The 25,328-nt window shown below is 71.7% G+C and carries 28 protein-coding genes and 1 tRNA gene; 15 read left to right on the top strand and 14 right to left on the bottom strand.

Annotated features, from left to right (window positions below; all coding sequences use genetic code 11):
- Positions 1-73: 73 nt before the first annotated feature.
- Both ACQPXB_RS17205 and ACQPXB_RS17200 read right to left on the bottom strand, forming a co-directional pair.
- Positions 74-448 carry a hypothetical protein gene (locus tag ACQPXB_RS17205; RefSeq protein ID WP_432853184.1) on the bottom strand — a complete coding sequence of 125 codons (375 nt, stop codon included), beginning with the start codon at positions 446-448 and terminating at the stop codon, positions 74-76.
- 178 nt (positions 449-626) lie between these two features.
- Complete coding sequence (locus ACQPXB_RS17200) at positions 627-992, bottom strand: hypothetical protein (RefSeq protein ID WP_432853181.1); 366 nt, start codon at positions 990-992, stop codon at positions 627-629.
- Here ACQPXB_RS17200 and ACQPXB_RS17195 point away from each other — a divergent pair.
- Both ACQPXB_RS17195 and ACQPXB_RS17190 read left to right on the top strand, forming a co-directional pair.
- Positions 985-1,257, top strand: coding sequence for a hypothetical protein (locus tag ACQPXB_RS17195; RefSeq protein WP_366586819.1), 273 nt, complete (start codon positions 985-987; stop codon positions 1,255-1,257). The genes ACQPXB_RS17200 and ACQPXB_RS17195 overlap by 8 nt on opposite strands.
- A 76-nt stretch (positions 1,258-1,333) precedes the next feature.
- Positions 1,334-1,750: a Fur family transcriptional regulator gene (locus tag ACQPXB_RS17190; RefSeq protein ID WP_366586822.1), complete on the top strand. Its 417-nt coding sequence runs from the start codon at positions 1,334-1,336 to the stop codon at positions 1,748-1,750.
- 12 nt (positions 1,751-1,762) lie between these two features.
- Here the strand turns inward: ACQPXB_RS17190 and ACQPXB_RS17185 are convergent, their stop codons facing one another.
- Together ACQPXB_RS17185 and ACQPXB_RS17180 are read right to left on the bottom strand one after the other, a co-directional pair.
- Positions 1,763-2,665 (bottom strand): hypothetical protein, encoded by a 903-nt coding sequence (locus ACQPXB_RS17185; RefSeq protein ID WP_386953191.1) that lies wholly within the window; start codon positions 2,663-2,665, stop codon positions 1,763-1,765.
- Positions 2,634-3,632, bottom strand: a complete 999-nt coding sequence (locus ACQPXB_RS17180) for an EamA family transporter (protein WP_432853176.1) — start codon at positions 3,630-3,632, stop codon at positions 2,634-2,636. The genes ACQPXB_RS17185 and ACQPXB_RS17180 overlap by 32 nt, the downstream gene beginning before the upstream one ends.
- A 69-nt stretch (positions 3,633-3,701) precedes the next feature.
- Here ACQPXB_RS17180 and ACQPXB_RS17175 point away from each other — a divergent pair, with 69 nt between their 5' ends.
- The 5 genes from ACQPXB_RS17175 (at position 3,702) to ACQPXB_RS17155 (ending at position 7,836) form a co-directional block, all read left to right on the top strand.
- Positions 3,702-4,556 carry a LysR family transcriptional regulator gene (locus ACQPXB_RS17175; protein WP_432853173.1) on the top strand — a complete coding sequence of 285 codons (855 nt, stop codon included), beginning with the start codon at positions 3,702-3,704 and terminating at the stop codon, positions 4,554-4,556.
- Between the two features lie 114 nt (positions 4,557-4,670).
- Positions 4,671-5,042, top strand: a complete 372-nt coding sequence (locus tag ACQPXB_RS17170; protein WP_366586832.1) for a hypothetical protein — start codon at positions 4,671-4,673, stop codon at positions 5,040-5,042.
- A 427-nt stretch (positions 5,043-5,469) separates the two neighbouring features.
- Positions 5,470-5,543: transfer RNA gene (locus ACQPXB_RS17165), tRNA-Cys, on the top strand.
- A gap of 35 nt (positions 5,544-5,578) precedes the next feature.
- Positions 5,579-6,034, top strand: coding sequence for an HNH endonuclease (locus ACQPXB_RS17160; RefSeq protein WP_432853169.1), 456 nt, complete (start codon positions 5,579-5,581; stop codon positions 6,032-6,034).
- Between the two features lie 53 nt (positions 6,035-6,087).
- Positions 6,088-7,836 carry a PucR family transcriptional regulator gene (locus ACQPXB_RS17155; RefSeq protein WP_432853166.1) on the top strand — a complete coding sequence of 583 codons (1,749 nt, stop codon included), beginning with the start codon at positions 6,088-6,090 and terminating at the stop codon, positions 7,834-7,836.
- Positions 7,837-8,431: 595 nt separating this feature from the next.
- On the opposite strand, the gene ACQPXB_RS17150 is transcribed toward ACQPXB_RS17155, so the two are convergent.
- The 4 genes from ACQPXB_RS17150 to ACQPXB_RS17135 all read right to left on the bottom strand — a co-directional run bounded on the left by ACQPXB_RS17150 (position 8,432) and on the right by ACQPXB_RS17135 (position 12,654).
- On the bottom strand, positions 8,432-9,385 hold the full coding sequence (locus ACQPXB_RS17150) for an alpha/beta hydrolase (RefSeq protein ID WP_366586839.1): 954 nt from the start codon (positions 9,383-9,385) through the stop codon (positions 8,432-8,434).
- A gap of 593 nt (positions 9,386-9,978) precedes the next feature.
- A complete protein-coding gene (locus ACQPXB_RS17145; RefSeq protein ID WP_432853163.1) occupies positions 9,979-10,911 on the bottom strand; it encodes an ornithine cyclodeaminase family protein in 933 nt (310 codons plus the stop codon).
- Positions 10,908-12,041 (bottom strand): aminotransferase class I/II-fold pyridoxal phosphate-dependent enzyme, encoded by a 1,134-nt coding sequence (locus ACQPXB_RS17140; RefSeq protein WP_432853160.1) that lies wholly within the window; start codon positions 12,039-12,041, stop codon positions 10,908-10,910. Before ACQPXB_RS17140 ends, ACQPXB_RS17145 begins: the two co-directional genes overlap by 4 nt.
- Positions 12,025-12,654, bottom strand: a complete 630-nt coding sequence (locus ACQPXB_RS17135) for a helix-turn-helix transcriptional regulator (RefSeq protein ID WP_366586846.1) — start codon at positions 12,652-12,654, stop codon at positions 12,025-12,027. Before ACQPXB_RS17135 ends, ACQPXB_RS17140 begins: the two co-directional genes overlap by 17 nt.
- A 118-nt stretch (positions 12,655-12,772) precedes the next feature.
- On the opposite strand from ACQPXB_RS17135, the gene ACQPXB_RS17130 reads away from it, so the two are divergent.
- Positions 12,773-13,828 (top strand): alkene reductase, encoded by a 1,056-nt coding sequence (locus ACQPXB_RS17130; protein ID WP_432853157.1) that lies wholly within the window; start codon positions 12,773-12,775, stop codon positions 13,826-13,828.
- On the opposite strand, the gene ACQPXB_RS17125 is transcribed toward ACQPXB_RS17130, so the two are convergent.
- The gene (locus ACQPXB_RS17125) at positions 13,813-14,682 is read right to left on the bottom strand and encodes a TIGR03620 family F420-dependent LLM class oxidoreductase (protein WP_432853154.1); all 870 of its coding nucleotides are present in this window, start codon (positions 14,680-14,682) and stop codon (positions 13,813-13,815) included. The two genes, ACQPXB_RS17130 and ACQPXB_RS17125, sit on opposite strands and share 16 nt — an antisense overlap.
- Entirely contained in the window at positions 14,679-15,419 is a 741-nt protein-coding gene (locus tag ACQPXB_RS17120; RefSeq protein ID WP_386953173.1) for an SDR family NAD(P)-dependent oxidoreductase, read from the bottom strand. The genes ACQPXB_RS17125 and ACQPXB_RS17120 overlap by 4 nt, the downstream gene beginning before the upstream one ends.
- A 120-nt stretch (positions 15,420-15,539) precedes the next feature.
- On the opposite strand from ACQPXB_RS17120, the gene ACQPXB_RS17115 reads away from it, so the two are divergent.
- From ACQPXB_RS17115 to ACQPXB_RS17100, 4 genes are all read left to right on the top strand, one after another.
- Positions 15,540-16,028 (top strand): MarR family winged helix-turn-helix transcriptional regulator, encoded by a 489-nt coding sequence (locus ACQPXB_RS17115; RefSeq protein ID WP_366586856.1) that lies wholly within the window; start codon positions 15,540-15,542, stop codon positions 16,026-16,028.
- Between the two features lie 137 nt (positions 16,029-16,165).
- Entirely contained in the window at positions 16,166-17,380 is a 1,215-nt protein-coding gene (locus tag ACQPXB_RS17110; RefSeq protein WP_432853150.1) for an alginate lyase family protein, read from the top strand.
- A 95-nt stretch (positions 17,381-17,475) separates the two neighbouring features.
- Positions 17,476-17,961 carry a hypothetical protein gene (locus ACQPXB_RS17105; RefSeq protein ID WP_432853147.1) on the top strand — a complete coding sequence of 162 codons (486 nt, stop codon included), beginning with the start codon at positions 17,476-17,478 and terminating at the stop codon, positions 17,959-17,961.
- 73 nt (positions 17,962-18,034) lie between these two features.
- Positions 18,035-18,913: an SDR family oxidoreductase gene (locus tag ACQPXB_RS17100; RefSeq protein WP_432853144.1), complete on the top strand. Its 879-nt coding sequence runs from the start codon at positions 18,035-18,037 to the stop codon at positions 18,911-18,913.
- A 4-nt stretch (positions 18,914-18,917) separates the two neighbouring features.
- On the opposite strand, the gene ACQPXB_RS17095 is transcribed toward ACQPXB_RS17100, so the two are convergent.
- The gene (locus ACQPXB_RS17095; RefSeq protein WP_432853141.1) at positions 18,918-19,379 is read right to left on the bottom strand and encodes a winged helix-turn-helix transcriptional regulator; all 462 of its coding nucleotides are present in this window, start codon (positions 19,377-19,379) and stop codon (positions 18,918-18,920) included.
- Between the two features lie 81 nt (positions 19,380-19,460).
- On the opposite strand from ACQPXB_RS17095, the gene ACQPXB_RS17090 reads away from it, so the two are divergent.
- Positions 19,461-20,168, top strand: a complete 708-nt coding sequence (locus ACQPXB_RS17090; RefSeq protein ID WP_432853138.1) for an SDR family oxidoreductase — start codon at positions 19,461-19,463, stop codon at positions 20,166-20,168.
- A gap of 267 nt (positions 20,169-20,435) precedes the next feature.
- On the top strand, positions 20,436-21,473 hold the full coding sequence (locus ACQPXB_RS17085; protein WP_432853135.1) for a phenylacetaldoxime dehydratase family protein: 1,038 nt from the start codon (positions 20,436-20,438) through the stop codon (positions 21,471-21,473).
- Positions 21,474-21,521: 48 nt separating this feature from the next.
- On the opposite strand, the gene ACQPXB_RS17080 is transcribed toward ACQPXB_RS17085, so the two are convergent.
- The 3 genes from ACQPXB_RS17080 to ACQPXB_RS17070 are packed head-to-tail and all read right to left on the bottom strand — an operon-like array spanning position 21,522 to position 24,482.
- Complete coding sequence (locus tag ACQPXB_RS17080; protein WP_366586877.1) at positions 21,522-22,751, bottom strand: metal-dependent hydrolase family protein; 1,230 nt, start codon at positions 22,749-22,751, stop codon at positions 21,522-21,524.
- 40 nt (positions 22,752-22,791) lie between these two features.
- On the bottom strand, positions 22,792-23,553 hold the full coding sequence (locus tag ACQPXB_RS17075) for an alpha/beta fold hydrolase (protein WP_432853132.1): 762 nt from the start codon (positions 23,551-23,553) through the stop codon (positions 22,792-22,794).
- Between the two features lie 23 nt (positions 23,554-23,576).
- Positions 23,577-24,482: a fumarylacetoacetate hydrolase family protein gene (locus ACQPXB_RS17070; RefSeq protein ID WP_432853129.1), complete on the bottom strand. Its 906-nt coding sequence runs from the start codon at positions 24,480-24,482 to the stop codon at positions 23,577-23,579.
- Between the two features lie 148 nt (positions 24,483-24,630).
- Here ACQPXB_RS17070 and ACQPXB_RS17065 point away from each other — a divergent pair, with 148 nt between their 5' ends.
- On the top strand, positions 24,631-25,293 hold the full coding sequence (locus tag ACQPXB_RS17065) for a FadR/GntR family transcriptional regulator (RefSeq protein ID WP_366586883.1): 663 nt from the start codon (positions 24,631-24,633) through the stop codon (positions 25,291-25,293).
- Positions 25,294-25,328: the final 35 nt, after the last annotated feature.

Below are 25,328 nucleotides of genomic sequence, written 5' to 3'. Positions count from 1 at the left end.
TCGCGCCCGGTCAAAGAGTGACGGGTAACGCACAAGTCCTGTGCGGATTCGAACACCCCGTGCGGGGAAAGCATCAGCGGCTGACCGCGAGCTGTCCGCCGAGGATCGCCGCGGCCTGGTCCACGAGGTCGTCCACGCCGGCGACGAGCGTCTCGATCTCGGCCCACCGGCGGCGGTCGCGGTCGGCGTCGGGCGCCAGCGCGGTGTCGACGAGCAGCAGAAGCGTGTCGATCTCGTAGGCGAGGTCGGCGAGCTTCAGGAACGGCACGTGGTCCGGCGGCCACCCGGCCGCCGCGCGGGCGCACGCGGCGTGCCCCATCGAACGGCAGACGGACTGCAGCCTGGCCCGGATCTCCTCCTTGCGAGCCCCCGCCCGCGGGACGCCGGTGCGGATGTTCCAGGCCACCGAGAGAAGGCAGCGGCCGGCGTCGTCGAGGGAGGTGTTCATCACCGGGCGAGTCTGGTCCAGACGCGGAGGTGACGCGCCCGCTCAGTCGTTCGACACGCGAAGGCCACCGGATCGGGTGAACAGCCTCGTGGTTTCACCGGTTTCTCCGCGTTCGACACCACGTCCTGCCCGAATTCGCCGCATGGCTCACCCGCGATTCTGACGTCCTTTGTGGACGCTACCGGCCGGCGGCCACCGGGCCGCGATTCGCCGCGGCCGCCAGGCTCGTGAGCATCATGTGCACCCACAACGTGTGCTCGGCCGTCTTCTCGATCGCGTGGCTGTCGTTCGGCTCGGCGACGAGGAAACCGCTCGGCACCCAGCTGCCGTCGGCGCGCTGGGAGTCGAGGTACCAACGGGCCATGCGCAGCACGTGCTTCAGGTGGTCGCCGGCCGGGTCGATCTCGGCGGCCATCGCGGAGCCCCAGCCGAACTTGCAGATCTGCATCGACTCCCAGTGGTTGTACTGCGCCTCGGTGCCGGACGCGGACAGCCGCAGCATGCCGGTGGCGATCTCGCGCGCCCGCTCGTCGCGCGTGACCACCAGCCGCGTCGACTTCCGCCAGTCGCGCCAGGCGTTCTACAACCCGGGCATCAGCGCCGCGTCCTCATCCGCTACTACACACGAGGACGGGCAGGTGTACGCGTCGCTGAACGTCTCGATGCACTCCACCCGGCGGTCGAAGGAAGAGATGCGCGCGCAGTTGCTCGAACCGCTGCGCCGCACCGCCGGCGAGATCGAGGCGGACCTGCGGGCCATCGCGCGGCGGCGCCAGTCGTTCGGCGTCGGGGACGAGGACGGGGCCTGACCTGGCCGTCCTCGGCCGGATGTGACCCGGGTCCCTCGATCGGTGTCACCGAGTGGTGCGAAGTTACCATCGGGTCATGGATGACTTCGCGGTCCAGCTGAAGCGGAGGGGACTGCGGAACACAGCCCAGCGCCGGGCGGTGCTCGGTGCCGTTCGCGACCACCCGCACACCACAGCGGCCGAGATCGCGGCGGCCGTCGAGGCCGGCACGGGCGGGCTGTCGCGGCAAGGGCTCTACAACGTGCTGGACGACCTCGTCGGCGTCGGCCTGCTGCGCACGCTCGAACCGGCCGGCTCGCCCGCGCGCTTCGAGCTCGACCGGCACGACAACCACCACCACCTGGTGTGCCGCGCGTGTGGCCGGATCGAGGATGTGCCGTGTGCCGTCGGCTCGGCGCCGTGCCTGCACCCGTCGTCGGCGCCGGGGTTCACGATCGACGAGGCCGAGGTCACGTGGTGGGGCCTGTGCGCCGAGTGTGCGGCGAAGGCTTAGCGCTCCTCGGTGTCAGTCCTGTTCGGGGTGCGGCTCGGGAGTCGCGGTCGCCGTCTCGCGAATTGTGGTGTCGGGAGTCGCCGTCTCGTCCACGGTCAGGGTGAGCAGGCGGATCATCGCCTCCACCGGCAGCTTGCTCTCATCGGCGTGATCGAGGAACGACAACACGCGCAACCCCTCCGGCGTGAGCGCCGAGGTGTCGTCGCCGATCTGCGCGCTCGCCGCTTCCAGGGTGCCGAGGCCGGCGTTGTGGTGGGCGTCGCGGACGGCGTTGCGCAGCACGGCGAGTTCGGCCGGGGACGGCCCGCGTTTCTCTTCGCGCAGCCGTTGGACGATTCGCACCACCTGAGGTGACCTCGCCGCCACGGACTGGCGAGCCGCGAACGACGCCACCATCCGCGGCGTCGAGCGCGTTTCCTGCGGGGAAGCCGGGATCACGGGTGCGGCGGCGCCTTCCACGCGCAGGCTGTCGAGCGCCGCGGCCCGGCGTTGTTCGCTTTCGCGCAGGCGCGCGAGCGGATCTTTACGCCGGGACGCCGCGAATGTTCGAGCTTCATCACGCGCGCGCTGCCCGGCCTCGGTGACGCGCGGGCGTCGCCGGCCCGTGCCCTCGGCCGCGGCCTGGCGGCGGTTGTTCTCGAACCACGCCTCGAACGACTGCCCGCGCCGCGGCGGCTCGTGGACCTCGGTCATCGCGGCCTGCGCCGCGTCGTTGAACCAGCCCTCCAGCCGCGAGCGCAGGAAGCCGCCGGGACGTTCGCCGGACTGGCGAGGGCGCTGGCGCGTGCCGTCGGGCAGGGTGCTGAGCGCGATCAGCAGCGCGTCGGGGCAGTAGCCGCTGCTGTACCAGAACTCGAGCTGCCGCTCGACGTCCTCGCGCTCCTCACGCGTCAGCGTCTCCGTGACCCAGCCCATGCGCCGGAACAGGACCCCGGTCGCCTGCGCGCGTTCGTGCTCGTCGCTCGGGATCACCGTCGACGGCCAAGCGCGGTCCGACATCCGCACCATCCGACACCTCCTGCCCCGACGGTACGGCGCCCGCGTTCGCGCCCGTCACCCGACACGCCGCCACCGTGTTGGCCGCCACGATCACCGCGATCGCGGTGTAGGCGAGGGCGTCGAGCCGCTGGTGGAGCACCACTTCGCCGACCAGCGCGGCCAGCACCGGGTTCACGCTCATGAAGACCCCGAAGAACCGCGTCGGGACCCGGCGCAGCGCGAGCAGGTCGGCGAGGAACGGCAGCGCGGAAGACAGCACCCCCGCGGCGAGCGCGGCGCCGAGTGCGGCCGGTGTGGGGCGGTGGTGGAAAAACACCACGATTCCCACGGGCAGGTACAGCAGCCCGGAGACGCCCGCCGCCGCGGCCGAGCCCTGCACGCCCGGCAGACGGCGGCCGACGGTGCGGTTGAGCAGGATGTAGCAGGCCCAGCAGGCAGCGGCGACCAGTGCGAGCGCGACGCCGAGGTAGTCGGTGCTGGGGCGCGGCCGCGTGAGGATTCCGACAGCCGCGGCGGCCGCGAACGCACAGATCAGGTCCGTCCGGCGACGCGAACCGGCCAGCGCGACGGTGAGCGGGCCGAGGAACTCCAGCGTCACGGCCAGTCCGAGCCCGATCCGGTCGACGGCGGAGTAGAGCGACAGGTTCATCGTCGCGAACACCGCCGCGAGCCCGAGGACCGGGCGCCACTGGCGGGCGGTGAACGACCGCAGCCGCGGCCGTCCCACGGCGAGCAGCACCACGGCGGCCGCCCACTGGCGCACGGCCACCACGCCGGCGGGCCCGAGCACGGGAAACGCCAGCGCCGCGGTGGCCGCGCCGAGCTGGTTCGCGGTCGCGCCGCCGACCATCAACGCCACGCCGGCGCGCTTGTCCTGGGTCATGGCGCCGAGCCTGCGACACGGCCGTGCATGCGCAAAATGCATTCATCGCGCCACGCATACGCTGGAGTCATGGATCTGGAGCTGCGGCACCTGCGGTGCCTGGTGGCGATCGTGGACACGGGAACGTTCACGGACGCGGCGATCGAGCTCGGAGTTTCCCAAGCCGCGGTGTCGCGCACCCTCATTTCGTTGGAATCCGCACTCGGCGTGCGACTTCTCCACCGCACGAGCCGCAGCGTCACCCCGACGACGGCCGGCGTGCAGGTGCTCGCCCGCGCCCGCCACCTGCTGGCCGAGGCCGAAGACCTCGTGCGCGAGGCCACGACGGGACACACCCGGCTGCGCCTCGGCCACGCCTGGTCCGCGATGGGCCGGCACACGGCCGAGTTCCAGCGCCGCTGGGCGGATCGGCACCCCGACGTCGAGCTCCTGCTGGTCCGCACCAACACCGCGACCGGCGGGCTGGCCGAGGGACTGTGCGACCTCGCCGTGGTGCGCACCGCAGTGGACACCCGCAAGTACGCGCACGCGACCGTCGGCCACGAGGCGCGCTACTGCGCCATGGCCGCCGACGACCCGCTGGCGCGCCGCCGCACCGTCACGCTCGCCGATCTCAGCCGGCGCGTCCTGGTGATCGACCGTCGCACCGGCACCACGACCACCGACCTGTGGCCGGAAGCCGAGCGCCCGCGCGTGGAGCCCACCCACGAGATCGACGACTGGCTGGCCGCCATCGCCACCGGCCGCTGCGTCGGCGTCACGCCGCGCTCCACCGTGACCCAGTACCGCCGCGACGGCATCGCTTATCGCCGCGTGCGCGACGCGGACCCCGTTCCGGTGCGGCTGATCTGGCACGGCCGAGACCCGCATCCGGCCACGCACGCCGCGGTGGCGCTGCTGAGCGAGCTCTACCGGGCCCGTTGAAACCACCACAGTGGACGGTCACCCCTTCGGGCGTAAGGACCGCACAGGGGCAGACATCCCCGGCTGCACGGGGGATGCTCCATTTCGGACAATCGCGAACAGGAGGGGCGTTTCATGAGAAATCTCCGCTTCCGGGCCGCCCTGCTGGCGGCGCCGCTGGTGGCCGCGAGCCTGTTCGCCGCACCGGCCCCGGCGTCCGCGGCGCCCGCCGTCACCGATCTCGACTGCGGGTTCTTCGCGTGCAGCTGGGTGTTCAGCAAGAGCGCCACGAAACTGATCTCCGAGGGCGCGCCCGCGATCCGCGTCTGCAAGAACATCCCGACGCCGGGCAACCTCGCGTGCGGCGTCGCGATCGCGGCGCTGGTCGTGACCGCGAAGAAGGCCCGCAGCGAGGGCAAGTGCGCGAAGATCACCTGGACCAAGACGCCGGCGCCGCCCCTGGGCACGTGGTGGCCGTCGGTCGAGGGTGGCAAGCGCTGCAAGTAGGTTCCCTCCGGCCGTCGGGGTGTCGAGCACCCGCCGGCCGGGGAGGTGCGGGGCCGTCCCGTCCACTGTGGACGCGTGGGCGGCCCCGCGAAACATTTCCGGGGGCCGGCGAGGTCGTTCGCCGGGCGAATTATCACCGTTGACGCCGTCGCGCGAAGTCGGTCATGATGTGGTGGTACACCACCCAACCGAGGAGTGACGAGAATGTTCGGCGGCGAAGAGCGCATGGCCTGTCCGGGGTGCTTCGGCATCGCGGGCGATGCCCGGCGCCTGCCTTACGCTGCCGAGACACCAGGCTCCACGCCGTGACGCACCCAGATGTGCGTCGCAGCAGGGAGCCGCCCGTCGGGAGACCGATCAGGGCGGCTTTTTCGTTCTCCGTGACTATTTCGTGACATTTCCGGCCTCGATTTCCGATCCCCTTTCCGACCACGTGCCCGAACGGCCAGGGAACCGCCTGCAAAGCGGGTCAAACCGGTTCGACTCCGGTCGCGGTCTCCACCCGAGCGAAAACCGAAAAGGAGGTGCCCGTCGCCATGGGTGTCCTGGTCCTCAACGCCGGCTACGAGCCCCTGCACACCGTCTCCGTCCCCCACGCGATCCGCATGCTCGTGCGCCACGTCGCGGTCGTCCACGAGAGCGACGGCGCCGACCTGAGCATCTTCCCGCGCCCGAAGGTCGTGCGGCTGCTGCGCTACGTGGTGATGAAGTGGCGATATTCCGGCCCGCCCCGGTGGTCGCGCCGCGGCGTGCTCCAGCGCGACGGCTACACGTGCGCGTACTGCGGCCGCCACGCCACCACGGTCGACCACATCGTCCCGACGTCACGCGGCGGTGAGCGCACCAGCTGGCTCAACACCGTCGCCGCGTGCGGCGGCACCGCGCGCAGCTGCAACGCCCGCAAGGCCGACCGGACCCTCGCCGAGACCGGCCTGACCCTGCGGATCACCCCGCACGTGCCCACGTGGGACCAGCTGCACCTGCTGCGCTGACCGTCCACATGCGACACCTGTGCGCGACGCCCGGGCGGCGCTAGGCTGGCTCCATGAAGGGGCTGCTCCTGCGCCTCTCGGCCGTCGACTCCGACGCCGAGGCCGCGGTACGGGTGATCGCGTACTTCGACGAGCTCGTCACCCACCGCGCCACGACCGCCGACCTGGTCCGCGCCACGGCCGCCTTGGCCGAATGCGTCGCCGGCCTCCAGCGCGGCGGCGAACCGGCGCTGCGCTTCCGTTCCGACGGAAGCCGTGCGGCTGGTCCGGGGCCGGGTGTGGTCGCGACTCTGTCTGGCAGGCTTGCGGGCGAGGGCGGGCCGCCGGCCGAACCGCTGGGCGGGGAACCTGGCCTCGGCGACGCGCGTGATGGCACCCGCGCGACCGGCACAGCGCCTCGTGCAACGGCCGGCCCCGGTGAAGTCACGTCCGACGGCGCGGTCCTGGCAGATCCACGTCCGGTGACGACCGGCTTCGGGTCCGACGACGACGCCCCCACCCCGGCGAGAAGCCTCGGCGGGATGGGGGCGTCCCACGCCAAGGCAACCAACCACGGGGATGCGCGCGACGACAACGCCCGCACCGAAACACGCACCCCGGCGAACGGCCCGCGCGGCCTGGACCCGGCGGCACCCCGCGTCGTGCTGACTGATCTTGGGGATGCGCGCGACGACAACGCCCGGGCAGAAACACGTACCTCGGCGAGCGGCCTGCGCGGCGAGGCCCTGGCAGCGCAGGCCGCCGAGCCAACCAACCTCGCGGATGCGCACGAAGGCAATACCCGCGCCGAAGCACGCACCTCGGCGAGGGGCTCGCGCGACGAGGCCCGGGCAGCGTCACACGGCGAGGCAACCAACCACGGGGATGCGAGCGACGACAACACCCGCACCTCGGCGAGCGGCCTGGTCCCGGCAGCACCCCGCGTCGTGGCGACTGATCTTGGGGGTGAGGCGGCGGGCCGGGTGTGGCTCGAGCGGGACGGGGAGCCGGGGCCGCTCGACGATCTTGTGCTGGAGCGGTTCGCCATCGCCGCGCGGGTGCTGGGACCTGCGCCGCAGGGTGCGCCGCCGCATCTGGCGGATCCGGCGTTGGTGGAGCTGGTGCTGGGCGAGCGGGCGGCGGAGGAGGACCGGGCGCGGGCGCTTGTGCTGCTGGGGCTGGACGTCGGGCGGCCGTTGCGAGTGGTCGCCGTCGGGACGGAGGACGGGCGTGACCCGGGCGCGGCGGCGGTCGCGCTGGTTGCCCGTGGAGGCACGTCGTTGGGGGCGCGCGTCGCGGTGGTCGGGGAGGTCGCGGCGGTGTTGGTGCAGCCGCGGGAGGGGCCGGGCACGGTGGTGAGGTTGTTGGAAAACGCACTTTCTCTGCGCGCTCGCGAACGTGGGTCGTCCGGAAATGTGCGGGTGGGCGTGGGCGACGCCGCCTCCGGGCTCGACGCGCGGCGGTCCTGGCTGCAGGCGCGGCTGGCCGAGCGTTTCGCCGTGCCCGCGACGGAGCCGCTCGTGGTCCACGAGAACCTCGGGTCGCTCACCCTGCTGGCCGAGATCCCCGCCGACCACCTGCGCGCCCAGCCCGACGTCCGCGCCCTCGACGCCCTCGCGCCCCCGGACCTCGAGGCGCTCGAAGCCTTCTGCCGCACCGGTTCCCTGCGCCAGGCGGCCGTCGCGCTGCACCGCCACCACAGCTCGGTCGCCACCCGCCTCGCCCACGTGGAGGACGCCCTCGGCTGGCCACTGGACGACCCCGCGAGCCGCTTCCGCACCCGCCTCGCCCTGCTGGCACGCCGACTGGCCCATCGCACCTGACCGGCCACGCTGGCTCACTCCGTTTGCGCAGCGATTGGCCCACCGCACCTGACCCGCCCCGCCGTCCCGCCCTTTCGGCACCCCGCAGCCGACCACCTTGCACTGCCGGCAAGCCGCCTCGCGCACCGCACCAGACCCGCCACGTCGGCCGCCCTTCTGGCACACCACAACCGACTGGCTGCGGCCAACTCGCCCTGCGGGCACGCCGTCTCACGCACCACACCTGACCCGCAGTGACCGCTGGGCCCGCTGGCACGGCGATTGGCACACCACACCTGAACCTCCGCGGCCGATCGGCGTCCCGGCACACCGCCTCGCCCACTGCACCAGACCCGCCGCAGGCACCTCGCCTCGCCGGCACACGGCGCCTGGTCCGCCGCAGCTGGCTCGCCGTGCTGGCACGGCGCCGCATCCGCCGCACCTGATCAGCCGCGCCTGCTCACCCCGCTTGCGCGGCGATTGGCCCACCGCACTTGACCCGCCCCGTGCTGGCCGACCGCAGCTGACCAGCCGCGGCAGGTCCTCGAAACCAAGCCGTGCAACGAAAACGCGGCGCCCAGGTCATCACCCGGGCGCCGCGTCATCTACAAGGTCGTCAGGTCAGTTCCACGCCCAGCGCCCGCGCCAGGACGGCGCGGGATTCGGCGGCCTCGCGGCGGGTGATGGTCGCGTGGCGGACCAGGGCGGAGCCGTGGAAGGTGCCGGGGAACAGGTGCAGTTCGGTGGTCACGCCGGCGGCCAGCAGGGCTTGCGCGTAGGCGATGCCCTCGTCGCGCAGGGGGTCGAACTCCATGACGGAGATGTACGCCGGCGGCAGGCCCGCCAGGTCGGTCGCGCGGGAGGGGGCGGCGTAGACGGGCACGCCGTCGGTGCCGCGGACGCCCGGGCCGAGGTAGCAGTCCCAGCTGAGTTCGGCGTTGGGGAGGTTCCACAGTGGAGTGTCGTCGAAGCGGCGCATGCTGGGCGTCTGCAGGCGGTCGTCGACCTCCGGGACGCCGAGGAACTGGAACGCGATGGCCGGCCCGCCGCGGTCGCGCGCCAGCAGGGCGAGCGCGGCGCACAGGCCGCCGCCCGCGCTGACGCCGTGGATGACCACGCGCTCGGGGTCGATGCCGAGCTCGTCCGCGTGCTTGACCGACCACACGAGTGCTGCGTAGCAGTCCTCGAGGCCCGCCGGGTACGGCGCCTCGGGCGCGAGCCGGTAGTCCACCGAGACCACGACCACCCCGAGGTCCCGCGCGAGCTCGACCACGCCCGCGTGATCGGTGTCGACGTCGCCGACGATGAAGCCGCCACCGTGAACGTTGAACAACAGCGCGGGCGAAGCGATGTTGTCCGGTGTGTAAATCCGAACAGCCACATCAGGCGCACCCTCGGGGCCGGGCACGGTGGTGTCGCGCACGGTCACGCCGGTCTCGTCGACGTCGCCGACCAGCTCGGCCGTCATCTCCTTCATCTTTTCCCGCGCCGACACCAGGTCCCGCAGATCGCCGGTGTCGGGGATCATCGGGAGAGCGGCGGCGATCTCGGGATCGAACGCGTAGTCCATACGCGCCTCCAGGAGTGCGGGTGCCGTCCATCCTCCCGGTTCTCACCCGCTGCCTTCATCCGCCAACCGTCGCCGACCGGCGACGTCGGGCCCGCCACGCGGCGGAGGTCAGCCCAGACGCCGGGACACGGCCGCGCCCACGCCTGTGAAATCGGCGATCGCCAGCCCGAGCGAACCGCGCCCCGTCGCGCAAGACCAGCCCAACCGGGGCGTCCGCGTAGCTGCCCGGCGGCGCCGGAACGCCACTGCGGTCACGCCCGTGAGGTCGGCGATCGTCAAGCCCGAGCAAACCCGCACCCCCGCGCAAGACCAGCCCGACCGCAACATCCGCGCCGCCGACCAGCGGGGCCGGGTCCGCCACGCGGCGGAGGTCAGCCCACGTGACGGAACACCGCTGCGCCCGCACCCCGTCGCGCAAGACCAGCCCGACCAGAACGCCCACGCCCCCGACCAGCGGGGCCGGGCCCGCCACCCGGCGGAGGTCAGCCCACGTGACGGAACACCGCTGCGCCCGCACCCCGTCGCGCAAGATCAGCCAGACCGGAACGCCCACCTCTCCGGCCGGCGCAACCAGGACCGCCACGCGGCGGAGGTCAGCCCACGTGCCGGAACACCGCCGTCGCCACTGCGGCGTCCGCCGCGCCGACGCCGGTGAGGTCGGCGATGGTCAGGCCGGTGCGGTCTGGCACGCCGTCGCGCAGGATGAGGCCGGCGGGGACGTCCGCGTCGGTGGCGGCGGTGCCGGCGCGGACGGCGGTGCCGAAGTCGCCGTGGGCGAGGCATTGTGCGTGGTCGTCGGTGGCGATGGTGGTGGCGTGGGTGAACAGGCCGGGCGGGAGTTCAGCCTTGCCGGGCAGGTCGGTGCCGATGCCGGTCACGTGGGCGGCGGTGAACGCCTCCGCCGGAGCCACCGGGGTGGTCGACGCCGTCGCGGTGATCACGCACGGTGTGGCCGCGGCTTCCTCCGCCGTCGCGGGCACGGCGGTCAGGCCAGCTTCGCCCAGCTCGGCGCACAGCTTGCGGACGGCCTCGGGACGCCGGCCGCACACCCGCACGCGGGTCAGCGGACGCAGATCCGCGAGCCACTCGACCTGCAGCCGCGCCTGCAGGCCCGTGCCGAAGACGGCCACCTCGTCGACGTCCGGCGGGGTCAGCGCGTGGGTGATCAACGCGCCGGCGGCGGCCGTGCGCCACGCCGTGAGCCAGCCCTCGTCCGCGAGGATCGCGGCGGGCACGCCGGTCGACGCGTCGAACACGAGCATGAGGCCGCTGTTGGTCGGCAGGCCGCGCTCGGCGTTGCGGTAGAAGCCCGACGCCACCTTCACGCCGAAGTGCGAGGCGCCGTCGAGATAACCGGCCTTCACGTGGCAATCACCCTCGGCCTCGGGGAACCACATCGCGATCGGGGCGGGCATCTGCGCGCGGCCCTCGGCGTGCGCGATCAACGCGCCGCGCACGGCGTCGAACACCAGCCCCCGCGTCGCCACGGCCTCGATCTCGGGCAGCCCCACCACGTCCGGCGTCATCGTCGCTCCTCCAGGAACTCCGCCCACGCGGCCAGCCCTTCGTCCGGACCACGACGGCCCACGCCGACGCGGAACCGGTCGTCCGGCGTCGCCGTGAGGTCGGATCGGTAGATGCTCGCCGGCAGCAGCAGCACTCCGCGCTGCTCGACGAGCTCGGTGCACATCGCCTCGACACCGTCGGCGCCGAGGTACCGCGGAAAGCACACGCAGCCACCCTGCGGAGGTGCCCAATCGAACAGATCTTGGTAATTTTCGAAAAACGCGTCGAACTTCGGCACGTTCTCCGCGATCACCGCTCGGTTGCGCGCCAGGATCGCGTCCCGCGCGCGCAGCCCGATCAACGCGAGCACCTCGCTCGGCGCGGAGTTGCAGATCGACGTGTAGTGCTTGGCCCGTTCGAGCCGCCGCAGGATTTCCGGGTCACGGCAGGCGATCCAGCCCACGCGCAGGCCCGGCAGCCCGTAGGCCTTGGACATCACGTTGAGCGAAAGCGCCGACGCGGACAGGTCGGCGGCCTGCGGCAGCGTCGCCGCCGGGTCGGACTCCAGCCCGCGGTAGACCTCGTCGCTGAACAGCAGCACGCCGCGTTCCTCGCACAGCCGCACGAGCCGCGTCCAGGTCGCAAGGTCCGGCACGGCGCCGGTCGGGTTGTTCGGGAAGTTCACCGACACCAGGCGCGTGGTGGGCCGCAGGTGCCGCTCGATCTCGTCGACGTCGAGCGCCCAGCCGTCCTCGGGCCGCAGCGCGACGCCGGACACCTCGCCGATCGAGAGCGGGATCGTCTCGGCCGCCTGGTAGTTCGGCGTGATCACCACGCTGTGGTCGCCCGGTTCGAGCAACGTCCGCATGGCCAGGTAGAGACCTTCTTCGGCGCCGGCGAAGCACAGCACGTGCTCGGGTCCGACACCCGCGTAGGTCGCCGCGATCTCCTCGCGCAGCGCGGGCAGGCCGTAGGTCTCGGTGTAGCCCAGCGCGAGGGTCTCCCAGCGTTCACGGCCGTCGTCGTCGGCCAGCGCCAGCAGTTCCGCGACGGTCATCGTCTGCACGTCGGACGCCGTGAGGTGGTGGCGGGCGGTGAACTCCCAGCGGGAGAAGTACGTCTCCAGGCGGAAGTCAGGAAGCGTCGGCATCGGGCTCCTTGCGCATCTCGGCGAGCAGTTGGTAGGTGGCCGAACGGGAGATGCGCAACGCGCGGGCGACCACGGGCACGGATCGGCGTTGCGCGAACACGCCGGCGCCGTCCAGACGTGCGAGAAGCACCAAACGCTGTTCGCGAGTCAACATCTCGGCCGGGGTCGCGTGATCGCGAACGAACTCGCCCACCACGTCGTTGAGCGTCTCGGTCCAGTCGCGCTCGAACAACGCCTGCGGCTGACCGGTCACCGGAGCCGCGAATCCGGACAACAGCTGCGCGGCCTGGTCGAACGCGGTGCGGTCGACGTTCACGCACAACACCACCTCGGCGTTGCCGTGTTCGTCTCTCACCACGGCGCTCACACTCGACAGCCGCCGCCCGTCGGGCAGCGACTTCGGGTACGGGCCGTAGACGTCCTTCCCGGCTGGGCGCAGGCCGTCGAGCTCGCCCAGCAACGACGGATCCCCGGGTTCCCGACCCGAGAACGCGTTCCAGATGCCGAGCACACAGTCCGTGCGCGGGTCGTGCAGCACCACCTCCGCGTGCGGCGAAAGCAGGCGCACGATCGCCTCGCACACCGGCGCCCAGCGCGCCGTCCTCCCATCCATGGCTCTGGACACTACATCCAGCGTGGACGAAGAGTCCAGCCGCCCACTGTACCGAACCGTACACTTCGTTCTGTACGATCCAGTACAGACAGTCAGGCAGCCGACGGAAGGAACACGCGTGCCCGGTCTCTGGAGTCCAGTCGACGTCGGCCGCATGCGTTTGCACCACCGGCTGGCACTGTCGCCGATGATGCGCAACCGCGCCCTGCCCGACGGATCGCCCACCCCGCTCGACGCCGAGTACTTCGCGCAACGAGCGTCGCTCGGCCTGCTGATCACCGGCGGCACACAGCCCTCGGCCGACGGCCAGGGGTTCCTGCTCAGCCACGGCTGCCACACCGACGCGCACATCGCCGGCTGGCAGCTGGTCACCAAGGCGGTGCACGACGCGGGCGGGCACCTGTTCGTCCAGCTCATGCACGCCGGCCGCGTCGCACACCCCGACAACACGCCGCACGGCCGGACTCCGATCGCACCCTCGGCCATCGCCGCGGGCGTCGGCATCCACACCCCGAGCGGCAACCAGCAGGTACCGCCACCGCGCGAGCTGTCCACGGCCGAGGTCCGAACGACCGTCGACGACTTCCGCCGCGCGGCCGCCGCCGCGATCGAGGCCGGCGCCGACGGCGTGGAAGTCCACGGCGCCAACGGTTTCCTCGTGCACCAGTTCCTCTCCGCCAACGCCAACCACCGCGCCGACGCCTACGGTGGATCCATCGCCGGCCGCACGAGGTTCGCCCTGGAGGTGACCGAGGCCGTCGCCGCGGAGATCGGCGCCGACCGCACGGCCGTGCGCCTCTCCCCTGGCCTGCGCGGCTTCGGCATCGACGAGGGCGAGACCGGGCCGGCGACCTACACCCACCTGGTCCGCGCCCTCGCCCGCCTCGACCTCGCCTTCCTCCACGTCACGCACCACGGCGACGACGCGCTCCTGGCCGAACTGCGCACCGCGTTCCCCGGCCCGCTGCTGCTGACCCGCCCGGGTGCCGCCGTCGAAGAACGCGCGGCCGACGTCGAAAGCGGCCTCGCCGACCTCGTCACCCTCGGCCGCCTGGCGCTGGCCAACCCCGACGTCGTCACGCGCCTGCGGACCGGCGCCGCCCTCACCGCCCCCGACCCCGCCACCTTCTACGGCGGCGGCGCCGAGGGCTACACGGACTACCCGACGCTCTGAACCAGCCCGGCGAGCTCCCGCCACTGCGGCAACGCCAACCCGTCGACGCCCACCACGTGCAGGGCCACGTGGTCCGCGCCCGCCTGGAGGTGTTCCGCCACACGCTTGCCGATCGCGTCGACCTCGCCCCACGCCAGGACGCTGTCCACGAGCCGGTCGCTGCCTCCGTCGGCGAGGTCGGCCTCGGTGAACCCCTGCGCCAGCAGGCTCTTGCGGTAGGCCGGCGCGCCGAAGAACCCGGCGAGGAATCCCCGCCCGGCCGCCCGGGCCTTCGCCGGGTCCCGCTCCAGCGCCACGGCCTGGTACGGCGCGAGCAGCGGCCCGGTACCCAGCAGTTCGCGTGCCGTCGCCGAGTAGTCCGGGGTGACGAGGAACGGATGCGTCCCGCCGGCCCGACGCCGCGCCAGGCCGATCATCTTCGGCCCCATCGCCGCGAGGATCAGCCGGCTCGCCGCGACCGGCTCCGGCTCGGCGTCGAGCTCGTCGAGGTAGGCGGCCATGTCGTGCAGCGGGCGGTACTCGTGGCCGTGCTCGGCGGCGGTGCCCGGATCGCTCACGCCGAGACCGAGCAGCACCCGGTCGCCGTACGCGCCGCTGAGCCGCGCGTGGCCCGCGGCCAGCTCCTTCGCCGGGTGGCGCCAGATGCTCGACACCGCCGGCGAGACCGTGAGCCCACGGGTGGCTTCGAGCAGCCGCTCGAGGTCTCCCACCATGTCGCCGCCGCCCAAGCCGGGGATCCAGAGCGCGCCGAAGCCCAGCTCGTCGAGCTCGGCCGCGGCGTCGGCGATCCCACCCGGCGCGGCCGTGCGCAGCTCGACGCTCCAGACGCCGACCCTGCCGATGTCGAGGGTCATACCTGGTTCGCCCCGCCGTCGGCGAAGAGCTCGGTACCGGTGACGAAGCTGCTTCCGTCGGTCGCCAGGAACAGCGCCACCGAAGCGATCTCCTCCGGCCGGCCCATCCGTCCCAAAGGGACGGTCGATGCCAGCGCGGACCCGAGCTGCACGGCCGCTTCACCACCGCCCACGAGCCCCGAGATCCCCGGCGTGTCGACCGGGCCCGGGCTGATCGAGTTGACGCGGATCCCGCGCCCGCTCAGCTCCTGCGCCCACGTGCGCGCGAACGAGCGCACGGCCGCCTTCGACGCGCCGTACACACCGAAAGCCTCGTTGCCCTTGGTGCCCGCGGTGGAAGCGGTCAGGATCACCGAAGCGCCGTCCACCAACAGAGGAAGCGCTTTCTGGACTGTGAACAGCGTGCCCTTCACGTTGGTGCCGAAGATGTCGTCGAAGTGCTTCTCGGTGACCTGCTCCAGCGTGGCGAACTCGCCGCCGCCCGCGTTGGCGAACAGCACGTCGATCGGCCCGCCGACGGTTTCGTACAGCCGGTCGAGGTCGGCCAGGTCGGAGCTGTCCACCTGGATCCCGGTCACGTCGCCGCCGATCTCGGCAACGGCGGCGTCGAGCACGTCCTTGCGCCGCCCGGTCACGAAGACGCGCGCGCCCTCGGCGGCGAACAGCCGGGCCGTCGCCAGCCCGATCCCGCTCGTGCCACCCGTGACGACGGCGGTCTTCCCCTGTAGTGCGTTCATCGCTGTGTTTCCCGTCCGTGTACTCACCCGGCCCAGGCGTGGTCGTTCCGCTCGGCCGGTCTCCGCGGGACAATGGGGCCCCTTCGCTCCACCGCCGACCACTACGACAGATTACGGGACATGTCACCTAAAAGCAAAGACAGCCCCTGGCTCGACGCACGGCAGCAGCGCGCCTGGCTCGCCTACATCCGCGTCCAGCTGCGGCTGAGCTACGAGATCAACCGGCAGCTGCAGACCGACAGCGAGCTGTCCATGCCGGACTACGACGTGCTCACCGCGCTCGCGAACGCGCCCGGCGAGCGGATGCAGATGACCGCGCTGGCCAACCAGATCGGCTGGGAACGCAGCCGCACCGGCCACCACGTGCGCCGCATGGCGACGCGGGGACTCGTCGACGCGCGCACGTCGAGCACCGACCGGCGCGCGACCGAGGTCACCTTGACCGCACAGGGCCGGGAGCTCGTGGAGAAGGCGGCGCCGGGCCACGTCGAGCTGGTGCGCAACCTGTTCTTCGACGGCCTCCCCGCCGAGCTGCTCACCCCGCTGACCGAGGCGATGGAGAACATCTACGCCAACATCCTGGAGCGCGGCACGCTGCCCCCGCCGTGAGACTGCCGCTGCCGCAAGGAAAAGCCGTCCCTGCCAGTGGCACACGGGTTTTCCCGTCCGGTGGACCAGCCCAACCGGCGTGAAGTAAATTCGGTTTTCACGCACGGTCCGCCAGCCTGCGCCCTGTTCTCAAAGTCGTGGACGAAGGGCAGCTCATGCACCGGAAGTTCGTTCGTTGCCTGGCGGCCGCGGCCGCCACCGCCGTGGTGATCGCCACCGGCCCGGCCGCCTCCGCCCGGCCGGCCACACCTGCGGCCCCGACCGCGCCGGCCACCTTCACGCACCCCGGCGTGCTGGTGAGCCGGGCCCAGCTGGACACCATGCGCCAGCGCGTGCAGGCCGGCACGCAACCGCAGAAACAAGCATATGACTCGATGATGGGCTCGAAGTACGCGTCGCTGTCCTACACGCCGCACCCGCGGGCCGTGGTCGACTGCGGGCCCAGCTCGATGCCCAACAACGGCTGCACCGACGAGCGGGAAGACGCGATCGCGGCGTACACGCAGTCCCTGGCCTGGTACGTGACCCGCGACGTGCGGTACGCCGACAAGGCCATCCAGATCATGGACGCGTGGTCGGCGACCATCAAGGACCACACCAGCGACAACGCGCACCTGCAGACCGCGTGGTCGGCCTCGACGTGGCCGCGCGCGGCGGAGATCATCAAATACGCCTACGGGACCTGGCCGAACTCCGGGCGGTTCGCCACGATGCTGCGCAACGTGTACTACAACGAGATCCAGGGCAGCGACGGGCGCACCGGCAACTGGGAGCTCAGCATCGCCGAGGCCATCGTCGGCATCGGCGTGTTCCTCGAGGACAAGACGATCTACGACCGCGGCATGTCGATTTACCGCAACCGCGTGCCGGCGTTCATCTACCTCAGCTCCGACGGCGCCCTGCCCAAGACCGTGCCCGGCAGCGGCCTGAACACCCGTGACCAGATCGTCGGCTACTGGCAGGGCCAATCCACCTTCGTCGACGGCCTCACCCAGGAAACCTGCCGCGACTTCGTCCACACCGGCTACGGCATCGCCGCGATCGCCGAGGTGGCCGAGACGTCCCGCATCCAGGGCCAGGATCTCTACGGCACCGACATCGGCGAGCGGCTGCGCCAGGCGCTGGGCTTCCAGACCAAGTACGAGCTCACCGCTCCCCCGTCGTGGCTGTGCGGCGGCACCGTCAAGCGCGGTCTCGGCCCCGTGACCGAGGTCGGGTACAACGCGCTGCACAACCGCCTCGGCATCGCCATGACCAACACCCAGGCCTACACGACGAGCCACCGCCCCCAGGGCAGCAACAACCTGTTCGTCTCGTGGGAGACCCTGACCCACGGCGACAACCCCGCCTGACCGGGCCCGGTTCCGGGGCCGCCTCGCCGGGCGCGGCGGCCCCGGAATCCGCGAAACTTCCGGCCGCCGGCCCGGCGAGGTGCTACCAAGAGCGCATGAGAAAAGCGCTCGCCTGCACGTTCTTGCGGCTCGCGGCGGGCTGCTCGATGCCGCCGCAACCACCTCCGCCGCCGCCCGAGCCGATCGTCACGCCGCCTTCCGTCTCGACGGTCCCGGCCGAGCCCACCACGACGACGTCGGCTGCACTGGCCGCGAAAGACGGGTCCGACCTCACCGCGTGCCGCGACGGCTCGTGTGACGTCCTCATCCACGGTTCGGTGACCGTGCCGCTGGACGCGCGGTTCGGCACGCGCCGGCTGACGCTCACGTTGTCCCCGCCGGACCGGCTGGACTTCGCCGTCGACCGCACCGAGCTGCCCGACATCAAGGGCCACTTCCGCGGCGAGGGGTACGTGAGCCTGGCCAACCGGATCACCGTCACCGTGCTGGACGTCGACCCCACCGGGGCCGTGATCCGCGTGTCGCCGTCGAGTGAATCGTCGCAGGACAAGGTCTGGGGAGACGACTCGAGCTTCGATTGAGCGGCATATGTAGTCGTTGACTAGATTGTTGTCGGTGACTACATTGGCGGACGTCTACCGAAAGGACTCCGTCGTGCTTGCTCCCACCCAGACCTGGTTCGTCACCGGCGCGGGTTCCGGCTTCGGGCTCGAGGTCACCGCCCAGCTGCTGGCCGGCGGCCACCGCGTCGCCGGCACGAGCCGCGAGCTGAGCCCGGCCTTGAAAGAGCTCGCGGGGCAGCACGGCGATCGACTGTGGACCGCGGAGCTCGACGTCACCGACTCTCGGGCCGTCCACGCGATCGTCGAGCAGGCCTTCACCGAGCTCGGCCGCATCGACGTCGTGTTCTCCAGCGCGGGCTTCGGTGCGCTCGGCGCCGCCGAGGAGCTGTCGGACGAGCTGCTGAACCGGCAGCTCGCCGTGAACCTGCTCGGGCCCATCCACCTCACGCGCGCGATCACGCCGTGGCTGCGCGCGCAGGACGGCGGGCGGATCATCCAGATGTCCAGCTCCGGCGGTCACGTGCCCGACCCGGGCATGAGCGTGTACAACGCGTCGAAGTTCGGTGTCGAGGGGTTCTTCGAGTCGGCGGCGGTGGAGCTGGCGGCGTTCGGGATCTCGGTGACGCTGATCGCCCCGGGCGGCACGCGCACGGCATTCAACGCGAACATCGCGCAGGCCGAACCGCTGCCCGCCTACGCGGACGGGGTGCTCGGCCAGGTGCGCGGCGCGCTCGCGGGCGGGATGGACGAGACCACGCTGCGCCACGCCGTCGCGGGCGATCCGGCGAAGATCGCGCGCGCGATCATCACCTCCGCGAGCACCACACCCGCGCCCCGGCGGCTGGTCTTCGGCGCTGCGGCCTACGAGGCCATCACCACGGCGTGGCGGCACCGCCTCGAAACGCTCACCGCGCAGCGCGACCTGGCGCTGAGCACCGACGCCGACGACGTGCTCGCCGACCGCACCTGACGCGTCAGTCTTCGAGAGCCCCCGGTCCGTTGCGGTAGGCGACCTTCGCCGGGTCGACGACGTGGCCGTCTTCGTCGACGAAAGCCAGGTGCACGGGCCGGTCGTCGGTGGTGTCGACGTAGACCGTCGCCGGGCCGTGGCCGGTCGGGAGGTACTCGTCACCCCACTCCGACAGCGCGGCCAGCACCGGCAGCAGGTCCTCGCCGACGGTCGTGAGCACGTACTCGACGCGGGCCCGCTGCCCCGGCTCCTGATACGGCCGCCGGGCCAGGATTCCGGCCTCGACCAGGGATTCCAGCCGCGACGCGAGCAGATCCGTCGGCACGCCGATCTTCTGGAACTCGGCGAAGCGGGTCCGCCCGCGGAACGCCTCGCGGACGATCAGCAGGCTCCACTTCTGCCCGAGCACCTCCAGGCTGCGCGCGATCGAGCAGCGGCTGTTGGTCGGGATCGCCATGGCCTTCATGACCCCATCGTACGTCACACTTGGCATTTCGGAGTCAGCTTGCTAGCTTGGAATTACCAAGCAAGAGATCCGGAGGAAGTCATGACACGTCTGCAGGATGCGGTTGTCCTGGTCACCGGGGCCAACGGCGGGCTCGGCATCGAGTTCGTCAACCAGGCGCTGGAGCGCGGGGCCCGGCGCGTGTACGCCACCGCGCGCACCCCGCGCCAGTGGGACGACGAGCGAGTGGTGCCGCTCGCCCTCGACGTCACCGACGAGGCCTCGGTCGCCGACGCGGCCGCGGCCGCCTCGGACACCACGGTGGTGGTGAACAACGCGGGTGTCAGCGGGCGGCAGAGCCTGCTCACCGTGCCGCTGGCCGAGGTGCGCTCGGTGTACGAGACGAACGTCTTCGGTGCACTGGCCGTCGCGCAGGCGTTCGCGCCCGTGCTGGCGGCCAACGGCGGCGGCGCGCTGGTCGACATCCACTCGGCGCTGAGCTGGCTGGCCAAGCCGGGCGCGTACTCGTCGAGCAAGGCGGCGCTGTGGCAGATCACCAACTCGCTGCGGCTCGACCTCGCCGACCAGAAGACCCACGTGCTCGGCGCGCACCTCGGCTACACCGACACGCCGATGACCAAGGCGCTGACGGTCGAGAAGGAAGACCCGCGCGACATCGTGGCGGCGATCTACGACGGCCTGGAAGCGGGCGCGCTCGAGGTGCTGGCGGACCAGACGTCGCGGGACATCAAGGAGAACCTGTCCGGTCCGGTGGAGGCGCTGTACCCGGAGCTGACCGCGACGGTGTGAGCCGGCGGGTGTGCGTCCTGTTCGAATCCGCACACTGGTTCCCACACCCAGGGCCACGCTCCGAGTCCACTGTGGAGCGGGTGATGTTCTAGATGTTCGAGGTGTTCGCAATCGGACGTTCGGAATCGCACGTGCGCTGTGCAACAACTCCCGGTGCGCTGTGAAGCAAGTCACAGGCGGCCTCCGTGCCTACGTTCGGTCGGCAACAACCGGCACCACGTTCCCCGGAGGCCACCATGACCCACCACGAAACGGCGGGGTGACGCCGTGGAATCCTCGATCGCCGAGCACTTGCGCGTCGACCGGGTCCACCCGCGCCGCAAGCCGGACAGCTTTCAGCCGCCGTACCCGTCGTTCTCCGCGCGCTTCGGCCCGGCCGTCGACCAGGTGGTGATGGCGTACCTCGGTGTGCAGTACCGAACACCGGAGCCACCGTCGGTGGTGGTCACCGCACTCGCGGCGCTCGATTCCGCACATTCGGGCGAGCACGCGCCCGATCACCACGACCGGGCGCGATTCGTGGACGAGGCCGGCTACGCGACCGTGCTCACCACGTTCTACTGGACCGACCCCGCCGAGTACGACCGCTGGGCGAAGGCCCGCGAAGCGTGGACCGGCCCGCAGCACCGGTCCCCCGACGCCGGGTTCTTCAGCGAGGTCGTGCGCCCCACCGTGCGGCGGTTCGAGACGTTGTTCTCCAGCGACCGCACCGAAGGCGTGTCCGTGGCCGCCGAGAAGCTCAGCGGCGAGATCCACGAACACGGCTACTGGGGCGGCGCCCGCGACCGGCTGCCGGTCGCCCAGACCGACCGGCTCGAACCCGGCGCCCGGCCGGCCGCGGCGACCGATCCGGAGACCGGCGTCGTCACCGTGCGGCCGCAGGGCAACCTGTGCCTCATCCGCTCCGGGCAGGAGTGGACCGAAACCGAGGGCGACGAACGCGGGATGTACCTCGGCGACGTGGAACCCGTGCTGCGCGCGGGGATGGAGTTCCTGCGCGACGACGGGCTCGGCATCGGCTGCTACGCCAACCGGTACGTGCGCGTCACCGACGAAACCGGTGCCGAAACGGACAAGAGCTACGGGATGAGCTGGTGGCACAGCCTCGCCGAGCTCGAGGCGTGGGCCGAATCGCACCCGACCCACGTCGCGATCTTCCGCGCCGCGATGAAGTACCTGTCCACGATGGGACCGGCGGCACGGCTGCGGCTCTGCCACGAAGTCACCGTGACCGACGCCGACGAGCAGGAGTTCCGCTACCTCGGCTGCCACGACCGCACCGGCTTGCTTCGCGCCCTCCGGTGAGCGCTCCCGGTGCGCCGCCCCCGGCCGGGCGGCGCACCGCGCAGGCCGTCAGGCCGGGTCTTTGTGGAACCGGCCGTCCTTCATGATGGCGTGGAGCTTTTCCTTGTCCTGCAACACGGTGATGTCGGCGAGCGGGTCGCCGTCCACGAGCAGCAGGTCGGCGAGGTAGCCGGGCTGGACCTTGCCGAGCTCGTCGCCGCGCAGCATGATCTCGCCGCCCTGCGCGGTGGCGGCGATGATGGTCTCCATGGGCGTGAACTCGAAGCGCTCGACGAAGTGCTGCAGGTCGCGCGCGTAGGTGCCGTGCGGCGTCCAGGCGAAGCCGTAGTCACCGCCGGGCAGCACGCGGATGCCGCGCCGGTGCATCTCGATCATCGCCGCCGTCGCCTTCTCCAGCTCGCGCTTGTAGCCGACGGCTTCGGCCGCCTCCTGCGGGAACCCGAAGTCGGCGGCTTCGTACAGCGTCGCGACGAGCCAGTTGACGCCCGGCGCCACGAACACCCAGTCCTTGGCCTGCTCCAGCAGATCCATGCCCTCCGGGTCGGTGAAGCTGGCGTGGTAGACGATGTCGACGCCGTGGCGCACGCACATCTTCACGCTCTCGGCGCTGCGCGCGTGGGCGCACACCCGCTTGCCCCGCCGGTGCGCTTCGGTGACGGCCATCGCCACCTCCTCGTCGGACATGTAGGTGTCCTCGGCGCGCTGCGTGCCGGTGATCTCCTCGCCGGTCATCGACAGCTTGATCTGGTCGACCCCGATCTCGATGAGGCGCCGCACGGCTTTGCGCATCTCGTCGGGCCCGTCGGCGAACCAGGTGATGCCCTTCACGAGCTCACCGCCCGTCACGGCGATCTCGGGTCCGTTGGCGAGGTAGCGCGGGCCGGGGATCCGCCCGGCGTTGATCGCGTCGCGGCACACGACGTCGAGTCGGTCCTTCGCCGACGCGGCGCCCAGGCACATCGTGTAGCCGGAGTCCAGATAGGACTTGGCCGACTCCACGGCGAACAGCAGGTGCTCCTCCACCGGCAGGGCGGCCAGGCCGTCGAGGTCGGCGCTGTTGTTCCAGGTGAAGTGGGTGTGGGCGTCGCACAGCCCGGACATGAGCGTGCGGCCGCGGCCCTCGATCACCCGCGAGCCCTCGGCCGCGGCCGTTTCCACGGTGCCGACGGCGGTGATGCGGTCGTGGTCCACGAGCACGTCGCCCCGGTAGGGCAGCGCGCCCGTGGAGTCCAGAATGGACACGTCGCGGAACAGGGTCTTGTCGGCGGTGAGCGGCACGGTGGTTCCTCCTCGTCGTTGAGGCGCGAAAACGGTGTGGTTACAGGAACTTCAGCAGCATCGAGGTGACGTCGGCGGCGGCTTCCAGCGCGGTCCAGTGCCCGACGTCCGGCAGCACCTCCACGTTCGCACTGCCGTGGGCGGCGGCGAGCGCCTCGCTCACGGCGGGCGGGCCGACCTTGTCGTCGGCGCCGGTGATCAGCAGCAGCGGCAACGCGGGGTCGACGGGCCCGGGGTCGGTCGCGGCCGCGAGCGCTTCGCAGTTGCGGGCGTAGCCCTCGGCGTCCTGGCGCATCACGAGCTCCCGCACGAACGCCGCCACCTCGGGCTTGTCGCGACGGGTGGCTTCCGACAACGCGTTGGCGACGACGCCCGGGGCCACCGCTGCGGTGCCTTCCGCGCGCAGCAGGGCCGCGCGGTCGTGCTGGGCCTTGCGGCCGGCCTCGGGCGGCTCCGCGACGGCGCCGAGCAGCGCCAGCGCGGTCACCTTGTCCCGGTGACGGGCCGCGAAGCTGCGGGCGACGAGCGTGCCCATCGAGTGCCCGACCACGGCCGCGGACGCGACGCCGACCTGGTCGAGCACGGCGGCCAGGTCGTCGGCGTGCGACTCGATGCCGATGCCCTCGCGCAGGCCGGAGCGCCCGGCGCCCGCGGAGTCGACGCGGATCACCTGGTGGCTCGAGGCCAGCGCGCCGGCCTGGACCTGGTAGAAGTTGCCGGTGCCGCCGAGGCCGTGCACGAGCAGCACGGCGGGGCCGCTGCCTTCGACCTCGACCGCGAGGTCCGTTCCGTTGATCTTCATGCGGGCTCCTTTCGGTACGGGATTCAGGCGACAGGGTTGGGGGCGACCCGGTTGCGCAGCACGCCGAGACCGGTGATGGTCACCTCGACGACGTCGCCGCCGGCCAGGAACTTCGGCGGGTCGAAGCCGATGCCGACGCCGGCGGGCGTGCCGGTGGCGATCACGTCGCCGGGCAGCAGCGTGATGCCGGCCGAGAGGGTCGCGATCAGCTCGGGGATGTCGAAGATGAGGTCCTTGACCCGGGCGTGCTGGCGGCGTTCGCCGTTGACGGTGGTTTCGACCTCCAGCGCGGTCACGTCGGGGATCTCGTCGGCGGTCACCGCGTACGGGCCCATCGGGCAGTGCGTGTCGAGCGACTTGCCGAGCAGCCACTGGCGGTGGTCGCGCTGCAGGTCGCGGGCGGTGACGTCGTCGAGGATCGTGTAGCCCCAGACGTGCTCCGCCGCGGCCTCGCGGGTGATGCCGCGGCCGCCGCGGCCGATGATCACGGCGAGCTCGCCCTCGTAGTCGAGCTCGGAGGTGAGGCCGGTGTGCGGGTCGATGTCGTCGTCGGGGCCGATCACGGCCGTGGTGGCCTTGGAGAACAGGATCGGCCGCGTCGGCAGGTCCTCCGAGCGGTCCGGGCTGTCGTAGCCGCTGCGGCCGAACTCCGCGGCGTGCTCGCGGTAGTTCTTGCCGACGCAGAAGATGTTGCGCCGAGGCGTGGGGAACGGCGCGCGGAGCCGCACGTCGGCGAGGGGTACCGGCGTGCGGTCCGCGGCCTGGTCGGTGAGGATGGTCCCGACCTCGCCCCAGCGTTCGACGGCGCCGAGGAGCGTTCCGCCCGGCACGAGATCGGTGACGTCCTGGACCTCGCCTTCGCCGGTCACGACCCCGACGCGGTCGGCGTCGCCGGTGGAGTTCCGGGCGGAGAAGGTCACCAGCTTCATGTGAGACCAATCTGAACCAATGTGAACCAATATGGACGTGATCGACCGTACGCGGTTCGGTACCTGTTGTCGATATGCAGGACTTGTTCTGGTCCCGACTGGGTTTATTGGTCTCGATTGGTCTCAATTCGTCCGGTAGAGTGCGCCCATGACCACGGTGGAACACGCCCTGCGCGCGCTGCTCGACGAAGGCGCGGCCGACGGCAGCCTCGGCCCGGGCGCCAAGCTGCCCACGGAGCGCGACCTCGTGCAGCGGCTTTCCGCCCCGCGCAGTGCCGTGCGGCGCGCACTCGACTCGCTGGAGCGCGACGGGCTGGTGATCCGGCACGTCGGGCGGGGCACGTTCCTCACCGACATCGCGGCGCAGCACGTCGAGCCCGCGCCCGCCGACACGAGCCCGGCCGAGATCATGCAGGTGCGCCAGCTACTGGAACCGCAGGTCGCGACGCTGGCCGCGCGGGTGGCCACGCAAGCGGACCTCGACCGGATCGGGACCGCGCTCGGCGCGGGTGCGGCGGCCGGGGACTTCGAGGGCTTCGAGCGCGCGGACGCCGGGCTGCACCGCGCGATCGCCGTCGCCGCCCACAACGGGTTGCTGATGAACATGTTCGACGTGATGAACACCGCGCGCTCACTGCCGGTGTGGGGCAGCCTCAAGCGGCGTACGTCCACACCGGAGCTGCGGTCGTGTTACCACGACGAACACACGTTGATCGTCGAAGCGCTGCGGGACCGGGATCCGGTGAGCGCCGGCGAACACATGCGGCGTCATCTCCAGCACGTGGCCGACACGCTGCTGGGGCGCGACTGAGTTTTACCGGACCGAATTCCCACGTGTGAGTCCGT

Source organism: Amycolatopsis sp. CA-161197 (assembly GCF_050942255.1).
Classification (GTDB): domain Bacteria; phylum Actinomycetota; class Actinomycetes; order Mycobacteriales; family Pseudonocardiaceae; genus Amycolatopsis.
Note: the sequence above shows the minus strand (reverse complement) of the source record. Positions and strands in the feature narration are given on the sequence as shown.

Excerpts from the sequence above, each read along its gene's own strand:
- ACQPXB_RS17205 (WP_432853184.1), bottom strand. The coding sequence starts at position 448 with ATGAACACCTCCCTCGACGACGCCGGCCGCTGCCTTCTCTCGGTGGCC.
- ACQPXB_RS17190 (WP_366586822.1), top strand. The coding sequence starts at position 1,334 with ATGGATGACTTCGCGGTCCAGCTGAAGCGGAGGGGACTGCGGAACACA.
- ACQPXB_RS17185 (WP_386953191.1), bottom strand. The coding sequence starts at position 2,665 with ATGGGCTGGGTCACGGAGACGCTGACGCGTGAGGAGCGCGAGGACGTC.
- ACQPXB_RS17180 (WP_432853176.1), bottom strand. The coding sequence starts at position 3,632 with ATGACCCAGGACAAGCGCGCCGGCGTGGCGTTGATGGTCGGCGGCGCG.
- ACQPXB_RS17175 (WP_432853173.1), top strand. The coding sequence starts at position 3,702 with ATGGATCTGGAGCTGCGGCACCTGCGGTGCCTGGTGGCGATCGTGGAC.
- ACQPXB_RS17170 (WP_366586832.1), top strand. The coding sequence starts at position 4,671 with ATGAGAAATCTCCGCTTCCGGGCCGCCCTGCTGGCGGCGCCGCTGGTG.
- ACQPXB_RS17160 (WP_432853169.1), top strand. The coding sequence starts at position 5,579 with ATGGGTGTCCTGGTCCTCAACGCCGGCTACGAGCCCCTGCACACCGTC.
- ACQPXB_RS17155 (WP_432853166.1), top strand. The coding sequence starts at position 6,088 with ATGAAGGGGCTGCTCCTGCGCCTCTCGGCCGTCGACTCCGACGCCGAG.
- ACQPXB_RS17150 (WP_366586839.1), bottom strand. The coding sequence starts at position 9,385 with ATGGACTACGCGTTCGATCCCGAGATCGCCGCCGCTCTCCCGATGATC.
- ACQPXB_RS17145 (WP_432853163.1), bottom strand. The coding sequence starts at position 10,911 with ATGACGCCGGACGTGGTGGGGCTGCCCGAGATCGAGGCCGTGGCGACG.
- ACQPXB_RS17140 (WP_432853160.1), bottom strand. The coding sequence starts at position 12,041 with ATGCCGACGCTTCCTGACTTCCGCCTGGAGACGTACTTCTCCCGCTGG.
- ACQPXB_RS17135 (WP_366586846.1), bottom strand. The coding sequence starts at position 12,654 with ATGGATGGGAGGACGGCGCGCTGGGCGCCGGTGTGCGAGGCGATCGTG.
- ACQPXB_RS17125 (WP_432853154.1), bottom strand. The coding sequence starts at position 14,682 with ATGACCCTCGACATCGGCAGGGTCGGCGTCTGGAGCGTCGAGCTGCGC.
- ACQPXB_RS17120 (WP_386953173.1), bottom strand. The coding sequence starts at position 15,419 with ATGAACGCACTACAGGGGAAGACCGCCGTCGTCACGGGTGGCACGAGC.
- ACQPXB_RS17115 (WP_366586856.1), top strand. The coding sequence starts at position 15,540 with ATGTCACCTAAAAGCAAAGACAGCCCCTGGCTCGACGCACGGCAGCAG.
- ACQPXB_RS17105 (WP_432853147.1), top strand. The coding sequence starts at position 17,476 with ATGAGAAAAGCGCTCGCCTGCACGTTCTTGCGGCTCGCGGCGGGCTGC.
- ACQPXB_RS17095 (WP_432853141.1), bottom strand. The coding sequence starts at position 19,379 with ATGAAGGCCATGGCGATCCCGACCAACAGCCGCTGCTCGATCGCGCGC.
- ACQPXB_RS17090 (WP_432853138.1), top strand. The coding sequence starts at position 19,461 with ATGACACGTCTGCAGGATGCGGTTGTCCTGGTCACCGGGGCCAACGGC.
- ACQPXB_RS17075 (WP_432853132.1), bottom strand. The coding sequence starts at position 23,553 with ATGAAGATCAACGGAACGGACCTCGCGGTCGAGGTCGAAGGCAGCGGC.
- ACQPXB_RS17070 (WP_432853129.1), bottom strand. The coding sequence starts at position 24,482 with ATGAAGCTGGTGACCTTCTCCGCCCGGAACTCCACCGGCGACGCCGAC.
- ACQPXB_RS17065 (WP_366586883.1), top strand. The coding sequence starts at position 24,631 with ATGACCACGGTGGAACACGCCCTGCGCGCGCTGCTCGACGAAGGCGCG.